17 protein-coding genes and 1 pseudogene are annotated in these 20,808 nt (G+C 57.7%); 9 read left to right on the top strand and 9 right to left on the bottom strand.

The window, feature by feature from the left end; genetic code table 11:
- Positions 1-558 precede the first annotated feature (558 nt).
- The 4 genes from VSR72_RS32640 to VSR72_RS32625 form a co-directional block, all read right to left on the bottom strand.
- Entirely contained in the window at positions 559-1,566 is a 1,008-nt protein-coding gene (locus VSR72_RS32640) for an XdhC family protein (protein ID WP_342956387.1), read from the bottom strand.
- 135 nt (positions 1,567-1,701) lie between these two features.
- Positions 1,702-3,024, bottom strand: coding sequence for a cytochrome c (locus tag VSR72_RS32635; protein ID WP_342956386.1), 1,323 nt, complete (start codon positions 3,022-3,024; stop codon positions 1,702-1,704).
- A gap of 30 nt (positions 3,025-3,054) precedes the next feature.
- Complete coding sequence (locus VSR72_RS32630) at positions 3,055-5,301, bottom strand: xanthine dehydrogenase family protein molybdopterin-binding subunit (RefSeq protein WP_342956385.1); 2,247 nt, start codon at positions 5,299-5,301, stop codon at positions 3,055-3,057.
- Positions 5,294-5,758: a (2Fe-2S)-binding protein gene (locus tag VSR72_RS32625; protein ID WP_342956384.1), complete on the bottom strand. Its 465-nt coding sequence runs from the start codon at positions 5,756-5,758 to the stop codon at positions 5,294-5,296. The genes VSR72_RS32630 and VSR72_RS32625 overlap by 8 nt, the downstream gene beginning before the upstream one ends.
- A gap of 527 nt (positions 5,759-6,285) precedes the next feature.
- Here VSR72_RS32625 and VSR72_RS32620 point away from each other — a divergent pair.
- Positions 6,286-6,669, top strand: a complete 384-nt coding sequence (locus tag VSR72_RS32620) for a hypothetical protein (RefSeq protein WP_342956383.1) — start codon at positions 6,286-6,288, stop codon at positions 6,667-6,669.
- Here VSR72_RS32620 and VSR72_RS32615 read toward each other — a convergent pair.
- The 3 genes from VSR72_RS32615 to VSR72_RS32605 form a co-directional block, all read right to left on the bottom strand.
- Complete coding sequence (locus VSR72_RS32615) at positions 6,638-6,985, bottom strand: hypothetical protein (RefSeq protein ID WP_342956382.1); 348 nt, start codon at positions 6,983-6,985, stop codon at positions 6,638-6,640. The two genes, VSR72_RS32620 and VSR72_RS32615, sit on opposite strands and share 32 nt — an antisense overlap.
- Positions 6,982-7,560, bottom strand: a complete 579-nt coding sequence (locus VSR72_RS32610; RefSeq protein WP_342956381.1) for an RNA polymerase sigma-70 factor — start codon at positions 7,558-7,560, stop codon at positions 6,982-6,984. Before VSR72_RS32610 ends, VSR72_RS32615 begins: the two co-directional genes overlap by 4 nt.
- A gap of 445 nt (positions 7,561-8,005) precedes the next feature.
- On the bottom strand, positions 8,006-8,299 hold the full coding sequence (locus VSR72_RS32605) for a hypothetical protein (RefSeq protein WP_342956380.1): 294 nt from the start codon (positions 8,297-8,299) through the stop codon (positions 8,006-8,008).
- Between the two features lie 302 nt (positions 8,300-8,601).
- Here VSR72_RS32605 and VSR72_RS32600 point away from each other — a divergent pair, with 302 nt between their 5' ends.
- From VSR72_RS32600 to VSR72_RS32590, 3 genes are read left to right on the top strand one after another with little or no spacing between them, the layout of a single operon-like run.
- On the top strand, positions 8,602-9,420 hold the full coding sequence (locus VSR72_RS32600) for a MipA/OmpV family protein (protein WP_342956379.1): 819 nt from the start codon (positions 8,602-8,604) through the stop codon (positions 9,418-9,420).
- A gap of 11 nt (positions 9,421-9,431) precedes the next feature.
- Positions 9,432-10,148, top strand: a complete 717-nt coding sequence (locus tag VSR72_RS32595; protein ID WP_342956378.1) for a response regulator transcription factor — start codon at positions 9,432-9,434, stop codon at positions 10,146-10,148.
- A 6-nt stretch (positions 10,149-10,154) separates the two neighbouring features.
- Entirely contained in the window at positions 10,155-11,510 is a 1,356-nt protein-coding gene (locus tag VSR72_RS32590) for an ATP-binding protein (RefSeq protein WP_342956377.1), read from the top strand.
- A gap of 430 nt (positions 11,511-11,940) precedes the next feature.
- On the opposite strand, the gene VSR72_RS32585 is transcribed toward VSR72_RS32590, so the two are convergent.
- Positions 11,941-12,828: a LysR family transcriptional regulator gene (locus tag VSR72_RS32585; RefSeq protein ID WP_342956376.1), complete on the bottom strand. Its 888-nt coding sequence runs from the start codon at positions 12,826-12,828 to the stop codon at positions 11,941-11,943.
- Between the two features lie 125 nt (positions 12,829-12,953).
- Here VSR72_RS32585 and VSR72_RS32580 point away from each other — a divergent pair.
- The 5 genes and pseudogenes from VSR72_RS32580 to VSR72_RS32560 all read left to right on the top strand — a co-directional run.
- Positions 12,954-13,066, top strand: a pseudogene (locus VSR72_RS32580) (cupin domain-containing protein); the annotation flags it as partial.
- Between the two features lie 538 nt (positions 13,067-13,604).
- Positions 13,605-14,918 carry an MFS transporter gene (locus VSR72_RS32575; RefSeq protein ID WP_342956375.1) on the top strand — a complete coding sequence of 438 codons (1,314 nt, stop codon included), beginning with the start codon at positions 13,605-13,607 and terminating at the stop codon, positions 14,916-14,918.
- A gap of 160 nt (positions 14,919-15,078) precedes the next feature.
- Positions 15,079-16,659: a carboxylesterase family protein gene (locus tag VSR72_RS32570; RefSeq protein WP_342956374.1), complete on the top strand. Its 1,581-nt coding sequence runs from the start codon at positions 15,079-15,081 to the stop codon at positions 16,657-16,659.
- A 148-nt stretch (positions 16,660-16,807) separates the two neighbouring features.
- Positions 16,808-17,890 (top strand): porin, encoded by a 1,083-nt coding sequence (locus VSR72_RS32565; RefSeq protein WP_342956373.1) that lies wholly within the window; start codon positions 16,808-16,810, stop codon positions 17,888-17,890.
- Between the two features lie 155 nt (positions 17,891-18,045).
- Positions 18,046-18,744, top strand: coding sequence for a response regulator transcription factor (locus VSR72_RS32560; protein WP_342956372.1), 699 nt, complete (start codon positions 18,046-18,048; stop codon positions 18,742-18,744).
- Between the two features lie 288 nt (positions 18,745-19,032).
- Here the strand turns inward: VSR72_RS32560 and VSR72_RS32555 are convergent, their stop codons facing one another.
- Positions 19,033-20,649: an MmgE/PrpD family protein gene (locus tag VSR72_RS32555; RefSeq protein WP_342956371.1), complete on the bottom strand. Its 1,617-nt coding sequence runs from the start codon at positions 20,647-20,649 to the stop codon at positions 19,033-19,035.
- Between the last annotated feature and the right edge of the window lie 159 nt (positions 20,650-20,808).

The following is a 20,808-nucleotide window of genomic DNA, read 5'->3' as shown; positions in this document are numbered from 1 at the left end:
CGCGCCACCGGTCACACCCGTCCACGCTAGCGGTCACCACCGAAGCTCTCCAGCGGGAGAGGCGGCCCTAACGTCGGTGGCATCGTGCGCAGTCGACGTGTGACATAGAATGTATATCGTCAAATCCCGCAATCGTCAACGCAGCGCCGGGACAATCTTTCGATTCAGTTCTACTTCGACTAAAAACTCCACTTACTAAGTGTGCGTTTTTCAGTAACGCTCGAACCGCCTCTTTACGGCATTTTCAACGAAGCCCACACCTACTCCGGCTGAGTCCGAATACATGCACGATTGACACTGTCGGCACCACAACGCCGCCACACTTCTCCGAAACGTACACTTTTCGGTGATGCATCGAAATCTAATCGTGAAGGCTGCCGACATCGCGCCACACACTCGATAAACTCCTCTCTTTACGCGGCCGCATCTAGCACAGTTCGTATCGGCGCCGCGGCGCGTCCAGCCCGAGATTTGCAACCTCTTGCTTCGATATCCTCGTGGCTTGTGCAAATCTTTCCAGCATTCACGTTCTGCGATGAAAGTCCCGCCGGCCGACAGTCACCTCGCATCGCGTCTCTTGGCTACTGCAACAGACATCTCGCGAGGTATATTCACGCCGTTCTTTACGGCAAGAATCTCGGCCATCACGCTGACGGCGATCTCGGCTGGCGTCTTGCTCCCGATATAGATTCCTATCGGTCCAGACAGGCGCGCGAGCGACGCTTCTGTCTCACTGAAATGCGTGATAAGTCGCTCGCGACGCGCGTCATTGTTTGCCCTTGACCCTATCGCGCCGACGTAAAACGCTGTGCTATGAAGAGCCTCCAGTAACGCGAGGTCATCCAGCTTGGGATCGTGGCTTAACGCGACAATACAACTACGCGAGTCCGGCCTGAAGGCTATTACCGCGTCGTCGGGCATATCCGTGACGATTTGAACACCCGCCTGCGCAGGTGCGTGCAGGCGATCCCGACGTGGGTCGCAAACAGTAACCGAAAAACCGTTAAAGAGCGCCATCGTTGCCACGTACTCAGTCAATGTACCCGCACCGATCAACAACATCCGATAGCCCGGCCCCAACGTACATGAAAGACGAGCACCGTCGAAGTGAAGCTCTTCGGGCTTGTCGGCACTGTCGAGTCGCACGAGATTGCGAACGAGACATAGTGATCGCCTGACTAGCTCTCCGCGCTTCAGACGTTCGACAAGCTCGCTCAAGACCTCTATTGCCGGCAGGAATTCAAGCACAAGTTCAATTGTGCCTCCGCAAGGAAGCCCGAAGCGGTGTGCCTCATCGGCGTCGACACCATAGAGGACGATGTCGATCGAAGAGTCGGGATAGCTCACAGGGCCGTTCACCGTCGTATAACGGCACACGAGATCGTCTTCGATGCATCCGCCGGACACGCTGCCGACTGTCTTACCGTCCTCACGCAACACCATCATCGAGCCAACAGGACGCGGCGACGAACCCCATGTCCTGACAACCGTGGCTAGTACCACGCGGTGTCCGGAAGCGAGCCACTCGTGCGCGGCTCGTATTACCATGAGATCGATGTTCTCCATGCTCACCGAGCCCCTTTACCAATATAGGTTCTCATTCCCTGTTAAGCGAAACTCCATCCCTGCATACAGGGAGTTCCCCGCGGATACACAGGTTGCCATCAATTCATTCGCCGGAATGCGTACATACAGTGCGCCTTAGTTTGCCGAGCGCTGTGCGCTGACCTGCTCAGCCGTAACGGTCCCCTGCTTCGAGCCAAAATGGCTCAGCACAAAATTGGCGACCGCAGCGATGTCCGAATCCGAATAGGCCTCGCCAAATCCAGGCATCTGCTGGGTCCGTCCGCCGACCGTGAGGCTCGTGCCGTGCAGCAGAACCTGCACGAGCGCCGCGCCGGACGGATCGTTCACCGCATGGCTGCCGACGAGCGTGGCATATTCGGTCTGGCGGCCCACGCCGTTCCATTGGTGGCAACCGGCGCAGTCGCCCGCGAAGAGGCGCTCGCCGCGTGACATGCCCGATGCCGCCAGCGTCGAGCCGGGTAGCACCGCATTCGACGCTCGCGCCGCCGACGGATCAAGATCGATCGTCGCGCCCGCCCGTGACGCGCCCGCAACTGGCGCGACGCTGCGCAGATATACGACCAGTGCGTTGATGTCGCCGGGCGTCAGGTACTGCAGGCTGTGCTCGACCACGTCGGCCATCGGTCCCGACGCCGAACTGCGCCCCGGTGCGTGGCCCAGCGACAGATAGCGCGCGACCTGCTCGTCGGTCCACGAGCCGATGCCGTAGCTCTGGTCCGCGGTCGTGTTGTACGCCTTCCAGCCCTCGATCTCCGCGCCGGAAAGATAATCGCGCGACTTCATCGCAAAGCCCGTGTTGCGCGGAGTATGGCACTCGCCGCAGTGGCCCAGTGCCGTCGCGAGGTACGCACCACGATTCCATTCGACGCTCTTCGACCCATCGGGCATGAAGCGCTGCTCGCGAAAGAACGCGAGGTTCCAGACCGCCATACCCCAGCGCTGATCAAATGGAAACGACAGCGCATTGGCGGGCGGCTCCCCGGCTATTGGCCGCAGCGTCAGCAGATAGCGCTTGATGGCGAGCACGTCATCGCGGCTCATCTGTGCGTACGACGTATAGGGCATCGCGGGATACAGACGGCCATGCGAGCCCACGCCCGCACGCACCGCATTCACGAATGCGTCGTCACTCCAGGCGCCGATGCCGGAGTCGCGGTCCGGCGTCAGGTTGGTGGAATAGATTGTGCCAAACGGCAGGCGGAACGCCCTGCCGCCCGCATAGGGCGTGCCGCCCTGCGCCGTGTGGCAGGCGACGCAATCGGCGGCCTTGGCAAGATACTCACCGTGCGCAATGGCAGCGGGCAGATCAGCCGGCGTGCCCGCCACGGGAGGTCGCGGTTCCGGACCGGCAGGCGCAAGCCACGCGCGGCCTGCCCATACGGCGGCCGCGGCCACGACGGCCAACGCCGCGTAGCCGATGAGTTGACGGACTTTCACGATAGGATGTTCTCGAAGCGGCTGGAGGAATCAGGCGGGACGCAGCGTATCGCCGAGTGGCAACGACCGGAATGCGGCACCGGTCGCCGCCGCGAGTGCGTTCACGACCGCGGGCGCGATCGGCGGCACGCCAGGCTCACCCATACCGGACGGCGCCTCCTTCGACGGCACGATATGGACTTCGACAGGCGGCATGGCGCTCATTCGCAACACGGGATAGTCGTTGAAATTGCCCTGCTTGACGCGTCCCTGGTCCAGCGTGATCGCGGCGCGCAGGAAGGTGAGGCCGAAGCCGATGCCTCCTTCTGCCTGCGCGGCCACGATATCCGGATTGATAACCGTGCCGCAGTCCACTGCGCACACGACGCGGTCCACCGTGTACGAGCCGTCCTGCGCCACCGTCACTTCGGCGACCTGTGCAACATAGGTGCCGAACGCGAACTGCAGCGCCATGCCCCTGCCGCGCCGCGTACCGGCCGCACCCGCCGTGAGCGGGCTGGACCAGTTGGCCTTTTGTGCGACGAGATCAAGCACACCGCGAAGCCTAGGCTTGTCGGCGAGCAGCGCGCGGCGAAAAATGTATGGATCCTTCCCCGCCGCACGCGCCGCTTCGTCCATCAGCGTTTCGCCGACGAACGCGGCATGCGTGTGCCCCACCGAACGCATCCACTGCGTCTGCACGGGCAGCGTCGCGATATGCTGCGTGACCTTGAAATTCTGGATTCCGTAGGGAATGTCTGCGCTGCCTTCGACGAGCACGCGATCGACGCCATTCGCACCCGGCTTAGAGAAGCTCTGGCCCACGACGTCCTGATTCCAGGACACCAGATTACCAGCCTTGTCGACGGCCAGCCTTACGCGATGGACAGTAGCGGGCCGGTAATAGCCGGCGCGCATGTCGTCTTCGCGCATCCAGACGAGCTTGACTGGAGCGTTGACGCCCTGCGCACGTGCCGAGCGCGCGATGCGCACTGCCTCGCGCACGTAGTCGCTGTGCGGATTGGCGCGGCGGCCGAAGCTGCCGCCGGCGTAGAGCTGATTGATGGTGACCTGTTCGGGCTTGAATCCGAGTTCCTTTGCCGCGAGCATCTGGTCCATTGTGTGCCATTGCTCGCCGTTCCATATTTCACAGCGGTCCGCGTGCAGATGCACGAGACAGTTCATGGGTTCCATCGTCGCATGCGACAGGTACGGCTGCTCGATCACGGCATCGATGAATTTACCGCCGGAAGGTGCCTCACCCAGCACCTTGCCGCGATTCGCGGCCACGACGCCTGGCTGATCGGTGAGCGCGCGGTATTGCCGGTAAATCGCTTCGGAATCCAGGCCAGACGCGTGAGTGTTGTCCCACGTGATCTTAAGCGCGTCGCGGCCTTGCCGCGCCACCCAGGTATTGCGCGCGAGCACTGCAACGCCGCCCAGCACATCGGCGTCACCGGGAATCGTCAGCACCGCGACCACACCCGGAATCGCCTTGGCCACGCTCGCATCCACATGCGCGACCTTGCTGCCGATGCGCGGCGGATGCGCGATGACCGCAACCAGCATGTCGGGCAGCTTGATGTCCTGCGTATAGACTGCGGAACCGTCCACCTTGGCCGGAATGTCCACGCGGCGCGTTTTCGGACGGCCGATTAACCGGAATACATCCGGCTGCTTGACGACGATGTGCGTGGGCACCGGCTCGCGCGCGGCCGCGGCCACGAACTCCCCGTAGCCGCCCCGTCGTCCGGACGCAGTATGCACGATCACGCCATCTTCGACGTGCAGCGTCGAAGGGTCCACCTTCCATTGCTTCGCTGCCGCGGTGACCAGCATCATGCGCGCGGCGGCAGCCGCTTCGCGCATCTGCGTCCATGCGCCCGCCATGGCAGTGCTGCCGCCGGTGCCCTGCAACGTCCAGCCCATCGACGCGAACCTCGGATTCGCGTAACGCTTCGCGTCGGCCGGTGCGGCAACGATGTTTACCTGGCCAATCGGCACGTCGAGTTCCTCGGCAGCCAGCGTCGCGAGCCCCGTGAACGTGCCTTGGCCCATCTCCAGATAGGAGGAAACGACCGTGATCGTGCCGTCCGCGCCTACACGGATGAAGGCATTGGGCTCGAACGACAGCTTCGCCGGATCGAGCGACGCAGCTAGCGCGATGCCGCCGGGAAAGCCAACGGCGAGCGTCAACGCGGTCATGCCGCCCAGGAACTGACGCCGCGTGAGGGTCACGTCGCCACCACTCGGACCGGAAGCGCGCGAAGCGAAGGAGGTGTTGTGCGGATTACGCATGCTTGAGCGCCTCCGACGCCACGTGAATCGCTTCGCGAATCCGGCGATAGGTAGCGCAGCGGCAGATGTTGCCACTCATCGCCGCGTCAATGTCGGCATCGGTCGGGTCCGGCTTCGTGCTGAGCAGCGCGACCGCTGACATCACCTGGCCGGACTGGCAATAGCCGCACTGCGGCACCTGTCCATCGATCCAGGCGGTCTGCACCGCCGCGCCAATTTTCTGCGCGTGCACGGCTTCGATCGTCACCACGCTACGGCCCTCCACGGCGCCAACAGGTGTTACGCACGCGCGCACGGGCTGATCGTCCAGATGCACGGTACAAGCGCCGCATAGCGCCATGCCGCAGCCGAACTTGGTGCCAGTGAGCCCAAGCTCGTCCCTCAGGTACCACAGCAGCGGCATTTCGGCGTCACCGTTGAATGCGTGTGCTTGACCGTTTACAGTAATTTTGATCATTTTTCAGACCTTACAAGGGAACAAACTCGACTGACATTGCAGCTCGCTTCCATGAGTTCAATGGCACTTTATTGCCTGCGCGAATAGTTCGGAAGATAGTAAAATCAGCATACTCATGTGAATGTGGCTCACCAATGCCGAAAGAGAATCTGAGCGGCCCCCACGCGTTTGTCGCTGTGGCGGGTGAACGCAGCTTCACAAAGCGCGCTAAGATCAGGCGTAGTTACCTGCGCCCTGAGCTATCTGGAGAGTCGCGCCGCAACGCTTGCGAGGTCTGAGGTCAACAGCGAAATACTGTGGGATCCCCTAGAGGGTGAACCAAAGGTAAGGGTCGCGGCAGTTTCCCGCGCCAACGGCCTGCGCATTGAGCTATACGGACCACATCGCGTTCTTCACTGCTCTTTCGAGCGACTCGATGACTCGCTCGTGCCGAGGGGTGGAACGCGAGCACGGCTGAGCGCAGCCGCCGGATCGCGTTAGATGATTGCTCGAGGGGCCTGGAGCTGGCCAGACTGCGGTTACTCACCGTGCGCGGCAATCTACTGATTTCACTGGTCAGCGGAAAGAATACCGATGAGATCCGCATCGCCCTGAATGCGATCGGAAAAAAAACAGCAGCCACCGTTTCAGATTTCTGCCCAACGTGGGGTGTGAGTTCCGTGAGCGGCGGCAGCGGCGACACTCGCGCCTCGCATCGTGAAGCGGCAATAGCGCTTCTTGCCACAACGAAGCTCAGCAAACACGTGAGTGAAGAAACGCGCAGGCGGTCGCTTAAGATCGCCTATCTCGAAGGATATCGCCCCATCCTCGCGGCGCGCGCATCGATGCTCGAGTGCATCGCCCGTCGTGCACTTCCCTCGTTGTATTCATGGACGCACCTCACGACGACGGGCTTTCCAACAAATAAATAACGAACAGACTGACGGCGACGCTTGCCAGGGCAATGAACAAAAGCGTAACGTCGATCCAGCGGCCGCGTCGTTTGAGATCTGGCTGCAATGGATGGGGAATCGTAGCCATCACTTTCTCCTCCATCATCTCGCCCACGCTCGGCTGGTAGACCGAATCCAGTAATGCGTCGAGCAGCTTCGTGCGGTGGTAATTGCTTTTCTCGCGCGCTGTGAGCGAACCGAGACGGAGCAGCGCGTCGTGGCGCGTCTCCTCAGGCCAGCGCTCAATGTTCGTGCCGTAAACTGCCAACATGCGGTGAAATTCTTCCGAAGTCATTCGCATCTCCGTCCAAAGATCGGATCGAGCAACTGTTGCTCCATCAAACGACGCGCGCTTAGCAGTAGTTCTTCGATGACCTCAACGCCTGTGGACATAACCTGCGCGGCTTCAACTAAGCTCAATTTTTGATAGTGAACAAGAATGAGCGCCTCTCGCTGCCTCACCGGTAAGCCCATCAGGGCGTCGCGAACGCGATTCAAGATCGGGCGGTAAGGAATCAGATCAGCCAGTAGTTGCTCAGACTCGTCCAGTGCGACCGTCGCCACGCTTGCGCCGTCAACGGAACGGCAACTGACGACGATCCTGCTGCGGCAAATGGCCAGGGCGATCGAATGCATCCAGATATCAACGTTGACATCACGGGCGGGGAAAACGTCAGCGCAATGCCAAACCCGGACAAATACTTGTTTCGCGATTTCCCCTGCTTCATCGAGTTCACCCATCATCTGGTAGGTGAACGACACGATGCGCTGGAGCTTGCGCGCGACCAATGCCCGGGCGGCGAACTCATCTCGCGCAGCAATGCGGCGGATAAGCGAGGAATCAGAATTCCGGTTGAAAATCCTGGACATGGCTTTCGATTCAAGGGATACGTCTATCCGAAATCCTGATCTCCGCAACGCCTTGCCCGTGCCACGGGCATGCCTCACAAGTGACCGGATTCTTTGCCGAATGACGCGCACTCGACTCAGCCGGTACTCATTTCGATTCATTGCGGGGTCATTTCGGGAAGGTCCGCACGCTTTCTCAACGGACGAACAGCACGATATTGCCGCAAAAAGAGTTACCAGAAACTTACTAGCGAAACGGCGATCCTGTAGGCGTGCAGCGCAACTGATAGCGACGACCGCAGCCGCGCTGAATGGTCAAGGCGATGAATGGCTCAAACACACAACGCCCCTTCGTTAAATGCATACGCTCGAACCCGGCCGGCCGACCAGCTTTCCCGGACCAAATTGAGCCGGACGAACCACCACCCGTGCCCGGACGGACTCGCGTTAAGCACGTCCGCAGCACTCAACGGAGACGCGCATTCCACTCTCGGCGCCCCCACCATCTGCGACCGTCCCAATACCGTGTGCCGTGCCAGCCAATCACGACCGCATCAATGACGGCCGGGGCAGCAGGATAAAAGGCGACAACGGGAGGCGCCGCAACGACAACTGGCGCTCGAGTCACCACAACCGGGGCGGCATAAACGGGCGCAGGACCGCCCACGTCAATCCCGACCGATACACCTGCCATCACCGTCTGCGACCAGTTCGATGTCAGTGCCACAGCACCAAATACAATCAGGCGCCTTACTCTCATCGAAAACCTCCTTCCAAAATCAGATGGGTTGATACCGCCAGGTGCCGCCTATGCCAGCAACCTTCGTTCGCCGCTGCTATCCCTCAACGCAACCCTCTCGAAATGCCTGAAACTCACGAAAATTGCGTCACTGCGAGATCTTGGCCAAGTTCGACTTACCAAATAGTTACCCACCTGAATAGCGTCACCACCATGTTCAGGCACCGTTAATTGCCCTACCAGAGGTTGCGGCTGGAAAGTGAATGGAAAGTCTCGCGGGCCTAGAGTCGATGCCGCCTTAGCCATCCTCTCCAGGAGCACGCGTGAAAAAAAACTTTGCCCAGACCGGCGCGGGGGCGATTGCTCTTGCAGCCGCACTGCTGTATACCGGATCTGCCAACGCTGACGGCCTCTCGTCGAACTCACCTGTATCAGACGATTCAGGGCTAACAATTCTCAGTAACGCCACCAACGTGACGCGGTGGGGACTTGGCGCCGGCGTGGTTCTCAGGGCACAACCCTACAGTGGAGACGGCACCAAGGTGACGCCAGTTCCACTGGTTACTTTTGATGACAAGTGGGTTAGCCTTTACGGCACGACACTGGACCTGAAGATTGGCCATTGGGATGGCGTCAGTGTTGCCCTGCGCGGTCAATACGCCGTCACGGAGGGGTATAAGGCCTCAGATGCCCCTATCCTGAACGGCATGCAGGACAGGAAAGCCGCATTCTGGTACGGGCCCTCGGTAAAGTGGCAGACGGCCTTCGGTACCCTTTCGGGTGCTTTCCTGCTAGGTGGCAACAAGGGCGAACGAGCGAAGATCGGGTATGGCAAGGCATTCAGGTTCGGCGACTTTACGCTGGAGCCAAACCTGGGTGTTGAATGGTTGAGCGCGAAGTATGTCGGCTATTACTATGGCGTCATGCCGTCGGAGGCGACCATCGGTCGCGCGGCATATTCGGGGAATGCCACGTGGAACGCATCGATTGGTGCGCACACCAGCTACCAGCTTACGCGCCGGCAGTCCGTCACTCTTGATGCGGCCGTTACGCGCCTCGGTTCGGGGATCTCGGACAGTCCGATCACGGGGAAGCGCTATTCGCCGGCGGTCCTGGTCGGGTACCACTACCAGTTCAATTAAATGGCACTTTCATGTTGCGAGTAGCACTGGTTGAAGATCACGAACGCTTGGGCGAGATGATTCGCCACGCGCTTAGCCTGTCGGGCATTGAGACAGACGTTTTCTCCCGTATTTCGGAGGCATCCTACGGTCTGGCACGGGCAGAATACGCGGTTCTCGTCATCGACCGCGGCCTGCCCGACGGCGACGGCCTTTCACTGCTCCGTACCTTGCGGGCCAAGGGCCACACAACCCCGTGCCTGATGCTGACAGCGCGGGATGCGGTGCACGATCGGGTCGATGGACTCGAGAGTGGCGCTGATGACTATGTCACCAAGCCTTTCGCAATGAGTGAGCTAGTAGCGCGCGTTCGGTCTCTGATGCGCCGGCCGACGTCAATCAGCGATCTACAGATGTCATTCGCCGATATCACGGTCGACCCAGCGCAACAAACGCTGGCGTGTGGGCCAAATTCCGTACAACTCCCACCCGCCGAGTTGCAGATCGCTCTGTGCCTGTTCAAGGCTAGGGGTTCAACGGTCCGGCATGCCACGCTGGAACACGCGGCGTGGGGAATCAGTGATGCCGTAACGCCCAATGCCCTTGCAGTGGCACTGCATCGCCTTCGCAGGAGGTTGGCGGTCGTCGGTTCCCAGGTGCAGATCACCAATATCCGCGGCGCAGGCTTTGCACTTCAGTCATCGGTCGGTGCTGAAGGTCCAGCCAGCACCAATCCGTCGATACGCTGAGGCGCCATGATCGGTCGCTGGATTCGCAGCCTTTCTGTTCGTCTCTGGATCGCCAGTGTCGCCGTGCTTGCTGTTAGCGTCAGCTCAATTGGCATTCTCACCATCCACTTATTTGAACATTACCCGGATCGGTTCGGCAGAATGTCTGAGGCGGCAAAGGCTAGGAGCGTTGCGCGCGCCCTCAAGTTTGACGCGAACGGGCGCCCAGTCGCTGTCGATTTGCCACCCGACACCAGACGCCTCTTCGATATTGCACCAGCCGATTATAAGTACCGGATTCTCGACAAACACGGAACTGTCCTGTTCGCGTCAAAAAGCGCAATGACGGGCTCTTCGTGGGGCGATGTATCGCTGTCAGAGTCCGCAGGAAAGATCAGCCGACTTCAAATCGACGGACAGACAGCTGACCTCTCGACGCTACCGGTCCGGAACGGCTCCTCAATATACTACGTGCAAGTGGCCATGTCTGAACGCCTTGTTGAGACACTTGTTGAGGCGGGAATCAAAACCGGCCTGACCGCGGCAAGGATTAACTTTGTCCTGGTTATCGTGTTATTTGGGCTGACGATGACACTAGCCATGCATCGACTGCTGCAACCACTCCGTTCCGCATCCCGTGACGCGACTCTGATCACACCACGAAACCTGAGTGTGCGGCTCGCGCCGGCCGGCATTCCAAGTGAAATCAGGCCTCTCGTTGATGCATTTAACGAAGCATTGGGTCGGCTGGAAGACGGCTTCGCGGCACAACAACAATTTCTCGCATCGGCAGCCCACGAATTGCAGACTCCACTCACGTTGCTTCGTGGTCAGATTGAACTTCAGCCCACACTGCAAGGCAAGGAAATGCTTTACCGCGAAATTGACCTGATGGCAAGACAGGTGCGACAACTGCTGCATCTGGCCGAGGTCAGTGAAACGCAAAATTTCAACTTTCGCGATATCGAAATCGTTGATGTCGCCGAGGACGTCATTGCTTACCTCGCCCGAAGCGCTGATTCCGGGAGCGTTCGCCTGCAGCTCGAAACGTCAGAATCACCGGGAAAGATGCGTGCTGACAAGGGAGCGATATTCATTCTTCTCAAGAACATCGTCGAAAATGCAATCAATGCTGCCCCACCTGGCGGGACGGTAACGATCACCATCGACGCTGCTTCGCTACGCGTCGTAGATGATGGTCCAGGCATAAAGCCCGAATACTTGCCACATCTTTTCAAACGCTTCTGGCGCGCACCGGATGCTACACATGATGGCGCCGGACTCGGCCTAGCGATCTGCAAGGAGATCGCTTCAGCACACGCGTGGCATCTTGCCGTATGTAGTGGTCCCTCCGGAACGCAGTTTACCGTCTCGTTTTCTTGAGGAAACCGTGCTCTCCTCTGTGTCCGTAGCGACGGCTACCTCGACATTTTCAATCGATGTGCTTCATCCGGAAATAGTTCGATGAGGTCCGCGCGCCGAACCGCACTCGCCGTATCGCTAATCGTTGCCTATACATCCACACCAGCGTCTGCGAGCTCCCAAACGGTACATGCTGCTACGCCGCGGATGAAGGCGTGCACCGGCACGTCCGAATATCCTGCGCCGGGCATTGCCCAACCTACCATTACGGTGATGGGCGTAACGCCTCAACAAACAACATTGCTCTACGTTGGCTGATGGGTCGTAAGTCGGCACCTCACTCCGTCTCGTAAAGGCGACCTGCTTACTGGCCAGTAAACGAATCAGCTAGACCGTACCTCCATACGCGTGCGCGTGATGCATTACGGCAACTTGGAGCTCCTCGCATGCGCTAGCCCGACTTAAGCGCATTCACAACGAGTTCAACAGCGCGCGACGACTTGCGACGACTCGGGTAATAGACGTGATAGCCGACGAAGGTGGGGAACCATTCTTCGAGCACCCATTCAAGGCGGTCGGATTTGACGTAGGGTTCGACCAGATCCTTGGGCACATATACCAGCCCGAATCCGCCGAGCGCAGCGTCGACCATCTGATAGACACTATTGAACGTAAGCTGGCCGTCCACCCGAACCTGGAGTTGGCGTTTGCCATTACTCAACTCCCATGCAAGCAGCGAATTTCTGGTGGGCAATCGAAGGTTGATGCAGTTATGGAGTGTCAGATCACGCGGAGCTCTCGTCGCGGGCCGCGATTTCAGATATGCCGGCGATCCAACGATCGCCATCGTCATATCAGGAGCAATCCGCGCCGCAATCATGCCCTGAGCGACTTGGTCACCGAGCCGCACGCCGATGTCGTAACGGTCCGCGACAATGTCCGAAAGTCCGTAGTCGTTCACAAGTTCGATTTTCAGATCCGGATACACGCGCAGCAGTTCCTGCACGCGCGGCCAGACGTAGGTGTTCGCGGCGTATTCAGTGGTTGTAATCCGTACGGTACCGGCCGGTCGATCCTTCATTGCACGCAGCGAGTCAAGTTCGGCCTCAATTTCTTCCAATCGTGGTTCGATCACGGAAACCAGCCTCTCTCCCGCATCCGTCAATGAAACCTTCCTCGTCGTTCGCGTCAGCAACGGCAGCCCCATCCGCTCTTCAAGACCGCGCACCGTCCGGCTCAGCGCCGACTGCGACACCCCAATTTGTGCTGCAGCGCGGGTGAAGTTGTGCTCACGCGCGACCACAAGGAACGCTACGAGATCGTTCAGATCTTCTTTCATTAATGCTCCACAGGATAGGTCTATGCCGATATTGCCACCTAGTCGAGGCGGCGAACAGTCGATACATTGAACAGACTGGGCAGCACGTTACCTCACCGAAGCGGCATCACATTGGAGCAAACAATATCGAATCGAAACGCGCAGGCTCGCAACCCTCAATGAAATGTCCTGATGAATGGCTCAGCGGCACGGTGAGGATAGGACCGCTGAATGCCCATCCCCGCCCGCATGGATTTCGTCCCCAAGCTTCAAGGCTTCGATGAAGGCCCTCACGAGTGGAGCGCGGCACGAAGGGTCCATTCGTCGCCCCAAAGTCGTTTGTAAAATTGGTAGTTTGGGTAGGTCGTATTGCCCGTTCGGCTTCGAGGATCTCGCCAATCCAATCAACTATTTTGAGCGCTCCTGTCTGTCAAATCAAGCTCGACGGCGGGGGCAAGGAGGAAACGTACGCGGCTCGTGCTGCAATGTTTGCGCCGAACGCAAAGGTGCTTTGCTGTAGAGGCTATGCCAGCCAAGCACACTGCATCCCGAATGCAAAGATATGCGTGTAGAGTCTCCGGGCATATATGCCATGACGGACGCGACGGCAACGGAGGATCGCAACGCAGATCTAATTAGGTTATCTGTTAAAAATCACTATGTCGCGACGCGTCGAACCCATATAACGACGCGCGAGGCTAAAAAATATATACCTCTAGGAGGAGACAATGCATGCGCCAGAATCTGGCAGCGCAGGAAGCGCTGCGGACGCACATATCACAGTAGGAGACGAGAAGATGCTATCGCTTGAACAACGCGCCGTGGGTAAGGCCGCCCGGCATCTCGTCCCTCTAATTGTCATCTGCTTCTTCGTTGCGTATCTCGACAGGACAAACATCGGGATTGCTGCGTTGCAGATGAACAAAGACTTGGGCATGACAGCGTCAATGTTCGGTTTCGGCGCGGGTCTGTTCTTCCTGATGTACTTCATAATGGAAGTGCCGTCGAACCTCTTGATGATGCGATACGGACCGCGACGCTGGATCGCCCGCGTTCTGTTGAGCTGGGGAATCGTTGCGGGAGGAATGGCATTCGTCAAAGGTCCGATCAGCTTTTACATCATGCGCGCGTTGCTAGGGATGGCCGAAGCGGGATTCTATCCGGCCGTACTCTTCTACCTGACCCAGTGGTTTCCACCTGCTTATCGTGCGCGCGTCATTGGGTACCTCAACGTCGCTGGACCACTGGCATTCTTGATTGGCGCACCGATCTCGAGCTCGCTGCTTGGGTTTGATGGGCTGCTGAATCTGCGGGGTTGGCAGTGGCTGTTCATTATTGAGGCCCTGCCGGCGATATTCTTGGCAGGCGTCGTTTTGAAACGACTGCCAGATCGCCCGTCAGAAGCGAAGTGGCTCGCGCCTGAAGAACGCAATTGGTTAGACCAGCAATTGGTTAACGAAGAACGAGAGCGAAAGGCGATTCGTGATTACACGGTTATGCAAGCCATGCTTTCTCCAACTGTGTATATCCTTGGTTTCGTGATGTTCAGCGTGGTTCTGAACGTCTACAGCGTTGGGTTCTTTCTGCCACAGATCGTGAAGGCGTTTGGCTTGACCTATTCTCAAACCGGCCTTCTCTCAGCGGTCCCTTTCATCGCGGGAAGTGTCGGTATCTTGTGGATGGCTCGCCGCTCGGACGTGAAGGGGGAGCGTAGATGGCATACAGCTGCCCCGCTCTTTCTTGCAGCAATCGGTCTGGTGGCAGCTGCACTTGCGCAAAACCTCGAAATCAAAATATTGGCATTCAGTGTCGTTGCGTTCGGGGCATATGGCTGTGTTTCAGCATTCTGGACCTTGCCATCAACATTCCTGACCGGCGCTGCCATGGCGAGTGGCATCGCTGTTATCAACTCGATTGGCGCACTCGGTGGCTTTGCCGGGCCATGGTTGATGGGCATCGTGAAGGACGCAACAGGTAGCTTTTCTGGTGGATTGCTGTGTTTGGCCATCGTTGACGTGCTCGCAGTCGCGGCAGTATTGAGCCTTCCGAAGAGTTCGAGTCATGACGCTTCAGAGGACGCATGGGGGTCGGGCGTCAAGAGGACTCGCTGACGCAGACAGTGTCGACGAGGCCCCTTTCGCGCGCCGGATCATTCAACATCTCGCGCACCACCAACGTTGCTGAGAAATTCGAACGGCAGCGTTGTTGAATAGGGGTCTCTAATTTTCGACAGCCTATCTTTAAAATTAAATGAAACAACGGAGACCGGACATGTCACTTAAAGACATATCGATTGCAGTTTGTTTGACCGCAATGTGCACATTTGGCACGGCAACCGCCGCGCAGCCCACCGCGACCATTGACATCGATAGCGGTCCTGTGCGCGGCAGTGACGACGGCACGATGATGACCTATCTCGGCATACCGTATGCCGCGCCACCAGTGGGCGATCTACGTTGGAGGCCGCCGCAAGCACCAGCACATTGGTCGAAGACCCTTGAAGCAAGCACGCCAGGAAACGCCTGCCCTCAAAACGGAGATCTGGGTGCGTTTGCGTCGGCGGGCGGTCGTGAGGACTGCTTGTACCTCAACGTCTATGCGCCGAGCAACGCAAGCTCAGCGAGTGCGCCCAAGCCGGTTCTCGTATGGATTCACGGAGGCAATCTCACGGTCGGGCGGGGAAACGACTACAACCCCAAATTGGTTGTGGCCAGAAATATGGTCGTCGTTACCATCAACTATCGACTCGGGGTGCTTGGATTCTTCTCCAATCCCGATATCGACAAGGAGGGGCATCCGTTCGGGAACTACGGTCAAATGGACCAAACATTTGCACTCGATTGGGTCCAGCGAAACATCGGCAAATTCGGCGGCGATCCTCACAACGTTACCATTGCCGGAGAGTCGTCGGGAGGGACCAGCGTCCTAGCGCAGATTACTTCACCGTGGGCGCAAGGTAAGTTCCAGCACGCGATTGTGATGAGCGGAGCTGCCGAGATCATCCGACATCCCTATTTCGGGGCGTCCCGCCCGGTCGAATATGCTCGCAACGTTGGCGAAAAGTTTGCCGATGCAGCAGCATGCAAGGGCCAAGGCGCAGCTTGCCTTCGAAAGTTGCCGGTTGAGAAGATCCTCGCGCTGCAAAAGGACTATATCGTCAACCAAACGATTATCGACGGTAATTTTATGCCAATGCATCCGGGTGATGCACTACGTACTGGCAAGTTCAACGATGTATCGATTGTCAATGGCACGACGCGTGACGAAGGGACTTTCTTCTCCGCACTGCCCGAGAATGCGACGGGCCAGGCGATGTCAGAAGAACGTTATCAAGGTACCCTCAAGGCCTTCTTTGGCGACAAGTTGGCGTCGTCGGTCGCAAAGGAGTACCCCTCCTCGAATTACGAGACACCTAGTGAGGCATTCGCAGCAGTTGCGACGGACTATCTGTTTTCTTGCCCGGCACTCCAGATTGATAACTGGGCCTCAAAAAAGACAACAGTCCACGCTTACGAGTTCGCGGACAGGACCGCGCCTTCGTATATCCCGCCGACCACCTTCCCTCTCGGGGCTGCACACACATCGGAGCTCGCATATGTATTCGAGGGATTTCACGGAGGTAGCCTTGGCGTCGCCAAACCGTTGAATGCATATCAAAAGAAATTGTCCGACGAGATGTTGCGCTATTGGACAACATCGAGTGACACCTCAAATTGGACGACGTGGCCTAAATTCGAATCGGAGCATCCTCAGATCCTCCAGTTTACCCTTCCAACGGATCGGGTAATAAATAGCGCCTCATACGCAAAATTCCATCATTGCGGTTTTTGGACCACGACTGGCGTATTTTAATCGCGACGTGACGAAATCAATTCTCGCTTGCGAGTAGCAAGCGAGAACCTCGATAGAATTTCCCCCAATAAACGTTCATCTACGACTTTGCTGTCAATTCGATAGAGATCTCGTAACCCTGTATTCGTTTTCGGATCACAAAAATATTATGTACAACGAAATGCGAAAAATTATCATTGCCTCATTTTTTGTCGGAACTGGGATTTGCAGCGTGGCCCACGCCCAAAGCTCCGTTACATTGTATGGCCGGCTAGACTCCGGCCTGGATTTCATTAGTAATGTTGCTCAACCAAATGGGACATCGAGAAATCTCTTCCGCTATGGTAACAATCAATACTGCATCAGTTGGTGGGGCCTGCAAGGATCTGAAGATCTTGGCAGCGGTTTCTCAGCTGTTTTTAGGCTCGAAAGCATGTTTTCCGCGGGTTCAGGTTCACTACCAACTGACGCCCTATTCGGCCGGTACGCATACGTCGGGGTCGCGAGCGATAAATACGGTAGCCTCTGGCTAGGCCGGGTTATGGCACTAACAGATGAGACAGGCTGGTTTCTCGACCCGTTCGGCGAGCAGGCAACTGGTATCGCGAACCTTGCCAAGGGTCGTGCGTGGGGCTCGCGGGCGAATACCGTCACGTATAATTCAAACAAGTACGGTGGTTTTAACTTCCGCTTGCAGAATGGATTCGGTAATCAAGCAGGAAACTTCCGTGGAAGTCGTCAGTTGAGTGCGAGTGCCGCTTACACTCTCACCGGTCTGAGCCTGTACGGTGTGTACGAAGAAATTCGCGACGCGAATGGTAAGTTCTCGAGCCTGTACGAGGCGTCGCAGGAATATATGGTCGGTGCCACTTACTCGTGGGGGCCATTGAAGTTCTATGGTGGCTATCAACAACTGTGGTCATCGGGTTCTGACACTACCGTCACGGCCGACAATCCCTTGGGCGCCACGAGAAATAGTCAGGAGTGGGTTGGGTTGAACTATCAGGCGACGGACGCATTGCAGCTGATAGCAGCAGCCTACCACGCAAGTGTCAATCATAACGGCGGAAGTGCCACGCTTGGTGCAATCGGTGCGAACTACTCCCTGTCGAAACGCACGTTGCTCTACAGCACGGTCGGCATGATGTTCAATCACGGAAACGCGGCATTCCCTGTCGAGGCGCAAGATTCACCGCCGCTGCCGGGTCACAATCAACAAGGTTTCTATTTTGGGATAAACCATTTCTTCTGACAATGCGAGTGCCGTCTCTCACATTAATGTAAATTGTACTTCTCGCGCGGAGAATGGCATCAATATTTCAATCCATGTATTAGTGAAAATCTCCTAGTCTTAACCGCCATTTCCGACGAGAAGTACGAGTAATCCATTGTTAGCTACCGGCTACTATGAGAATAGCTGTACTAGATGCCTGTCCAATCCAGACTGACTTCATCTGCTGGACCTTGGGAGCAGTCGGACACGCCTGCTTTCCGTTTGCCAATGTCGGAGAACTGGCAACGGAATTGCGCCGCCAGACATTCGACCTGCTTGTGCTCGAGTGGAACATGTCGTACATGACCGGCGACCACGCGCTGCACTGGTTCCGACAGAGCCATTCGGCTCGTTTGCCAGTGCTACTCATGGCGAACCGAAGCGATGAGACTGACATTGCAGCGATGCTAAACAGCGGCGCTGACGACTACGTCGTGAAACCGGTATCGGAACAGCTGCTGGTCTCGCGCGTCGATTCGCTACTGCGCCGCGAGTGTCAACCACTGCCCCCCGCGTTGGAGCAGACATTCGGCACGTATAAGTTCGATCTGGAGTTGCAGCAAGCGTCGGTGCGCGGCCGGACGGTCGCGCTCACGCAGAAAGAGTTTGACCTCGCGCTGCTACTCTCTCAGCACCTGAACCGTCCACTGTCGCGCGTGCACATCCTCGATGCGATCTGGAAGCAGTCCAACTATAACCCGTCGCGTACGATGGACACCCATATGTCAAAGCTGCGCTCGAAGCTCGAATTGCGGCCAGAGAATGGCTACCGGCTTACTCCGCTTTACGGCTATGGATATCGCCTCGACCAAGTCGATGGGGATGATGCGTGAGCGTAGGTGATCGCATTCGAGCTAAAGGACGCGTAGCCTGACCGCGGAGGAACATATTGGGGCAAGCCAACTAATCATGGCGACGCTATTCCCGTCCGTATTGACAATCGGCGCGATATGCGGCAAAAGTGTGTGTTTGCTGGACCGCACACCCATGCCGGCACACGTGACGGCAACATAGTCGTGGCCGCGCTAACGAGCTATGTCTATCAACTGCATCATGGCCACTTTCGCGACCATATGCAACGAGTCCCCACCGGTGTCAGGCAACGCCTGTCTCAGCTATTGTTAGCTCTTCGGCCACAAAGAAAGCTTCGGCGGCTCGTTTGAGTCTGCGCGAAGCAAGGGGCCGAGCACGCGGATGTCTGGTTCCTGCTCCAATTTCAGGATTGTTGCAATCAGCGACTCCGCACGCGACGAGCCCAGCACCGGCTCTACCAGGCTTCGAGCCTTCTTCGCAGCCCATTCTCTCGTATAGGGGTGGTTTGGCACGCCTGGCCCCGGAGAGACAGACTCCTGCGAGAGGCGTCTGCCGTCGGATAGGACGATCTGGATAGCCGGATCGTTGGATGTGTCTGACGCATGCGCAGCTCCCGTCGCGCCAATCACTGACCTTTGCTGAGGATCCCCTGCTGTCCGGCGGACAATCTTAATCAACGATCGCAGCCTTACTACTTCAGGATCCGTCAATCGGCTGTAGTCGTGGATAGATTTGAACGTCAGGCTACCGTCGGTAAGCATTAGCGCTACCGCGTGCTGGAGGTTGACGTCCGGTGGGCCGCTATTGTCGGTAATGGATCCTGGCGACCAGTAGGACACGACGATCTCCTTGATCTGCCGGGAGTCAATCGGACCGTGCTTCCTAAGAAGAGCGTCCAACGCGTCCAGCGGTGCCGCTATTGGACCGCCAACAGGCCAGTGCTTGAATAGCGCCTTCCGAATGTAGAAGTCTTCCCCGAGCTTGTAATTGAGCAGCTCTGGGTTGGCGGAGCTTGAGTAGGCTGAGAAGAAGGTCACGTCGCCGGACATGATGTCGCCGACACCGTTGAATCCCGAGAGAACGAGCAGCGCCGAGGTGACACCGTTGCGCGCGCCCATGCCGCCATTCATGAAAGCTTTTTCGATGTGATCCGGGTCGCGGCGGAAATCGTCGATTCCAGAGGATTGCTGCGCGGCATATGCGAGCGCCCACCTGGTCTGCTCTTTGGTCAAGCTGCCGGCGCAGATCGCAGCAGCTGCGGCCCCCCAGTTTCCGCCCATACTATTCGTTGGCGAACGAAAATCCATCTTCACCCCGGTCGCTTGCATGACTCTCGACCCGATGTCATACCCCAATGCGACAGATCGGAGAAAGTGAGTCCCACTGATTCCGTACTTCTCGCCGACCGCGAGCGCTGCAGGGATTACGTTGCAACCCGGGTGCCAGGGCCCGACCAGAACGTCGTCTGTCTCGTCGGCGTGACCCATGGTACCGTTGGCAAGTGCGGCCGTCACAGGGTCGCATCCGGACAGCGCTCCGATGACCGTCGACGTCGGCTTGCCGCCAAATTCTTGAGCAAAGCGAATAGCTGCCCGCCCGGCCTTAAGCTGAGAACCTGAAACAATGGCTCCAAGAGTATCCAGTAGTGCCCACTTCGTCATCTCCAATACGTCTGGAGGAAGAGGCAAATCGCGAGCATTGCTGACATATGTGCTAAACGTTGTTGTCAGCTGGCTTACTGGAGAATCGGCTGCGGTGCCGATGTTGCTGGCCCCCTGAGGCATTGGTCGACTCTGTGCAAAGACGTTCTTGCTACTGCCTAGCGCTGCCGCGGATGCTGCCACCAATCCACCAATACTCTTGAAAGCGCGGCGGCGTCCAGCAAAAAAACCATTCGGAATCGCGTCGTCCTGCTCGTTTGTCATACTGTCTCCCTTTAGGTATCTTCCCGATCGGCACCTTCTCCCTATCGTCCCGACGAAGCATTTTCATTCCTAAATTATATGCAGTCCTAGTTTTACCAATTATCTGGTTGCTGGTAAGCACCTTTGCGGTTTAAGCAAAGTAATCTTTCTCTCGATCGG

This window comes from Paraburkholderia sp. JHI869 (genome assembly GCF_038900775.1).
In the GTDB taxonomy this organism is placed as follows: domain Bacteria; phylum Pseudomonadota; class Gammaproteobacteria; order Burkholderiales; family Burkholderiaceae; genus Paraburkholderia.
The sequence above is the reverse complement of the archived record's forward strand: the minus strand, read 5'-3'. Positions and strand labels throughout refer to the sequence as shown.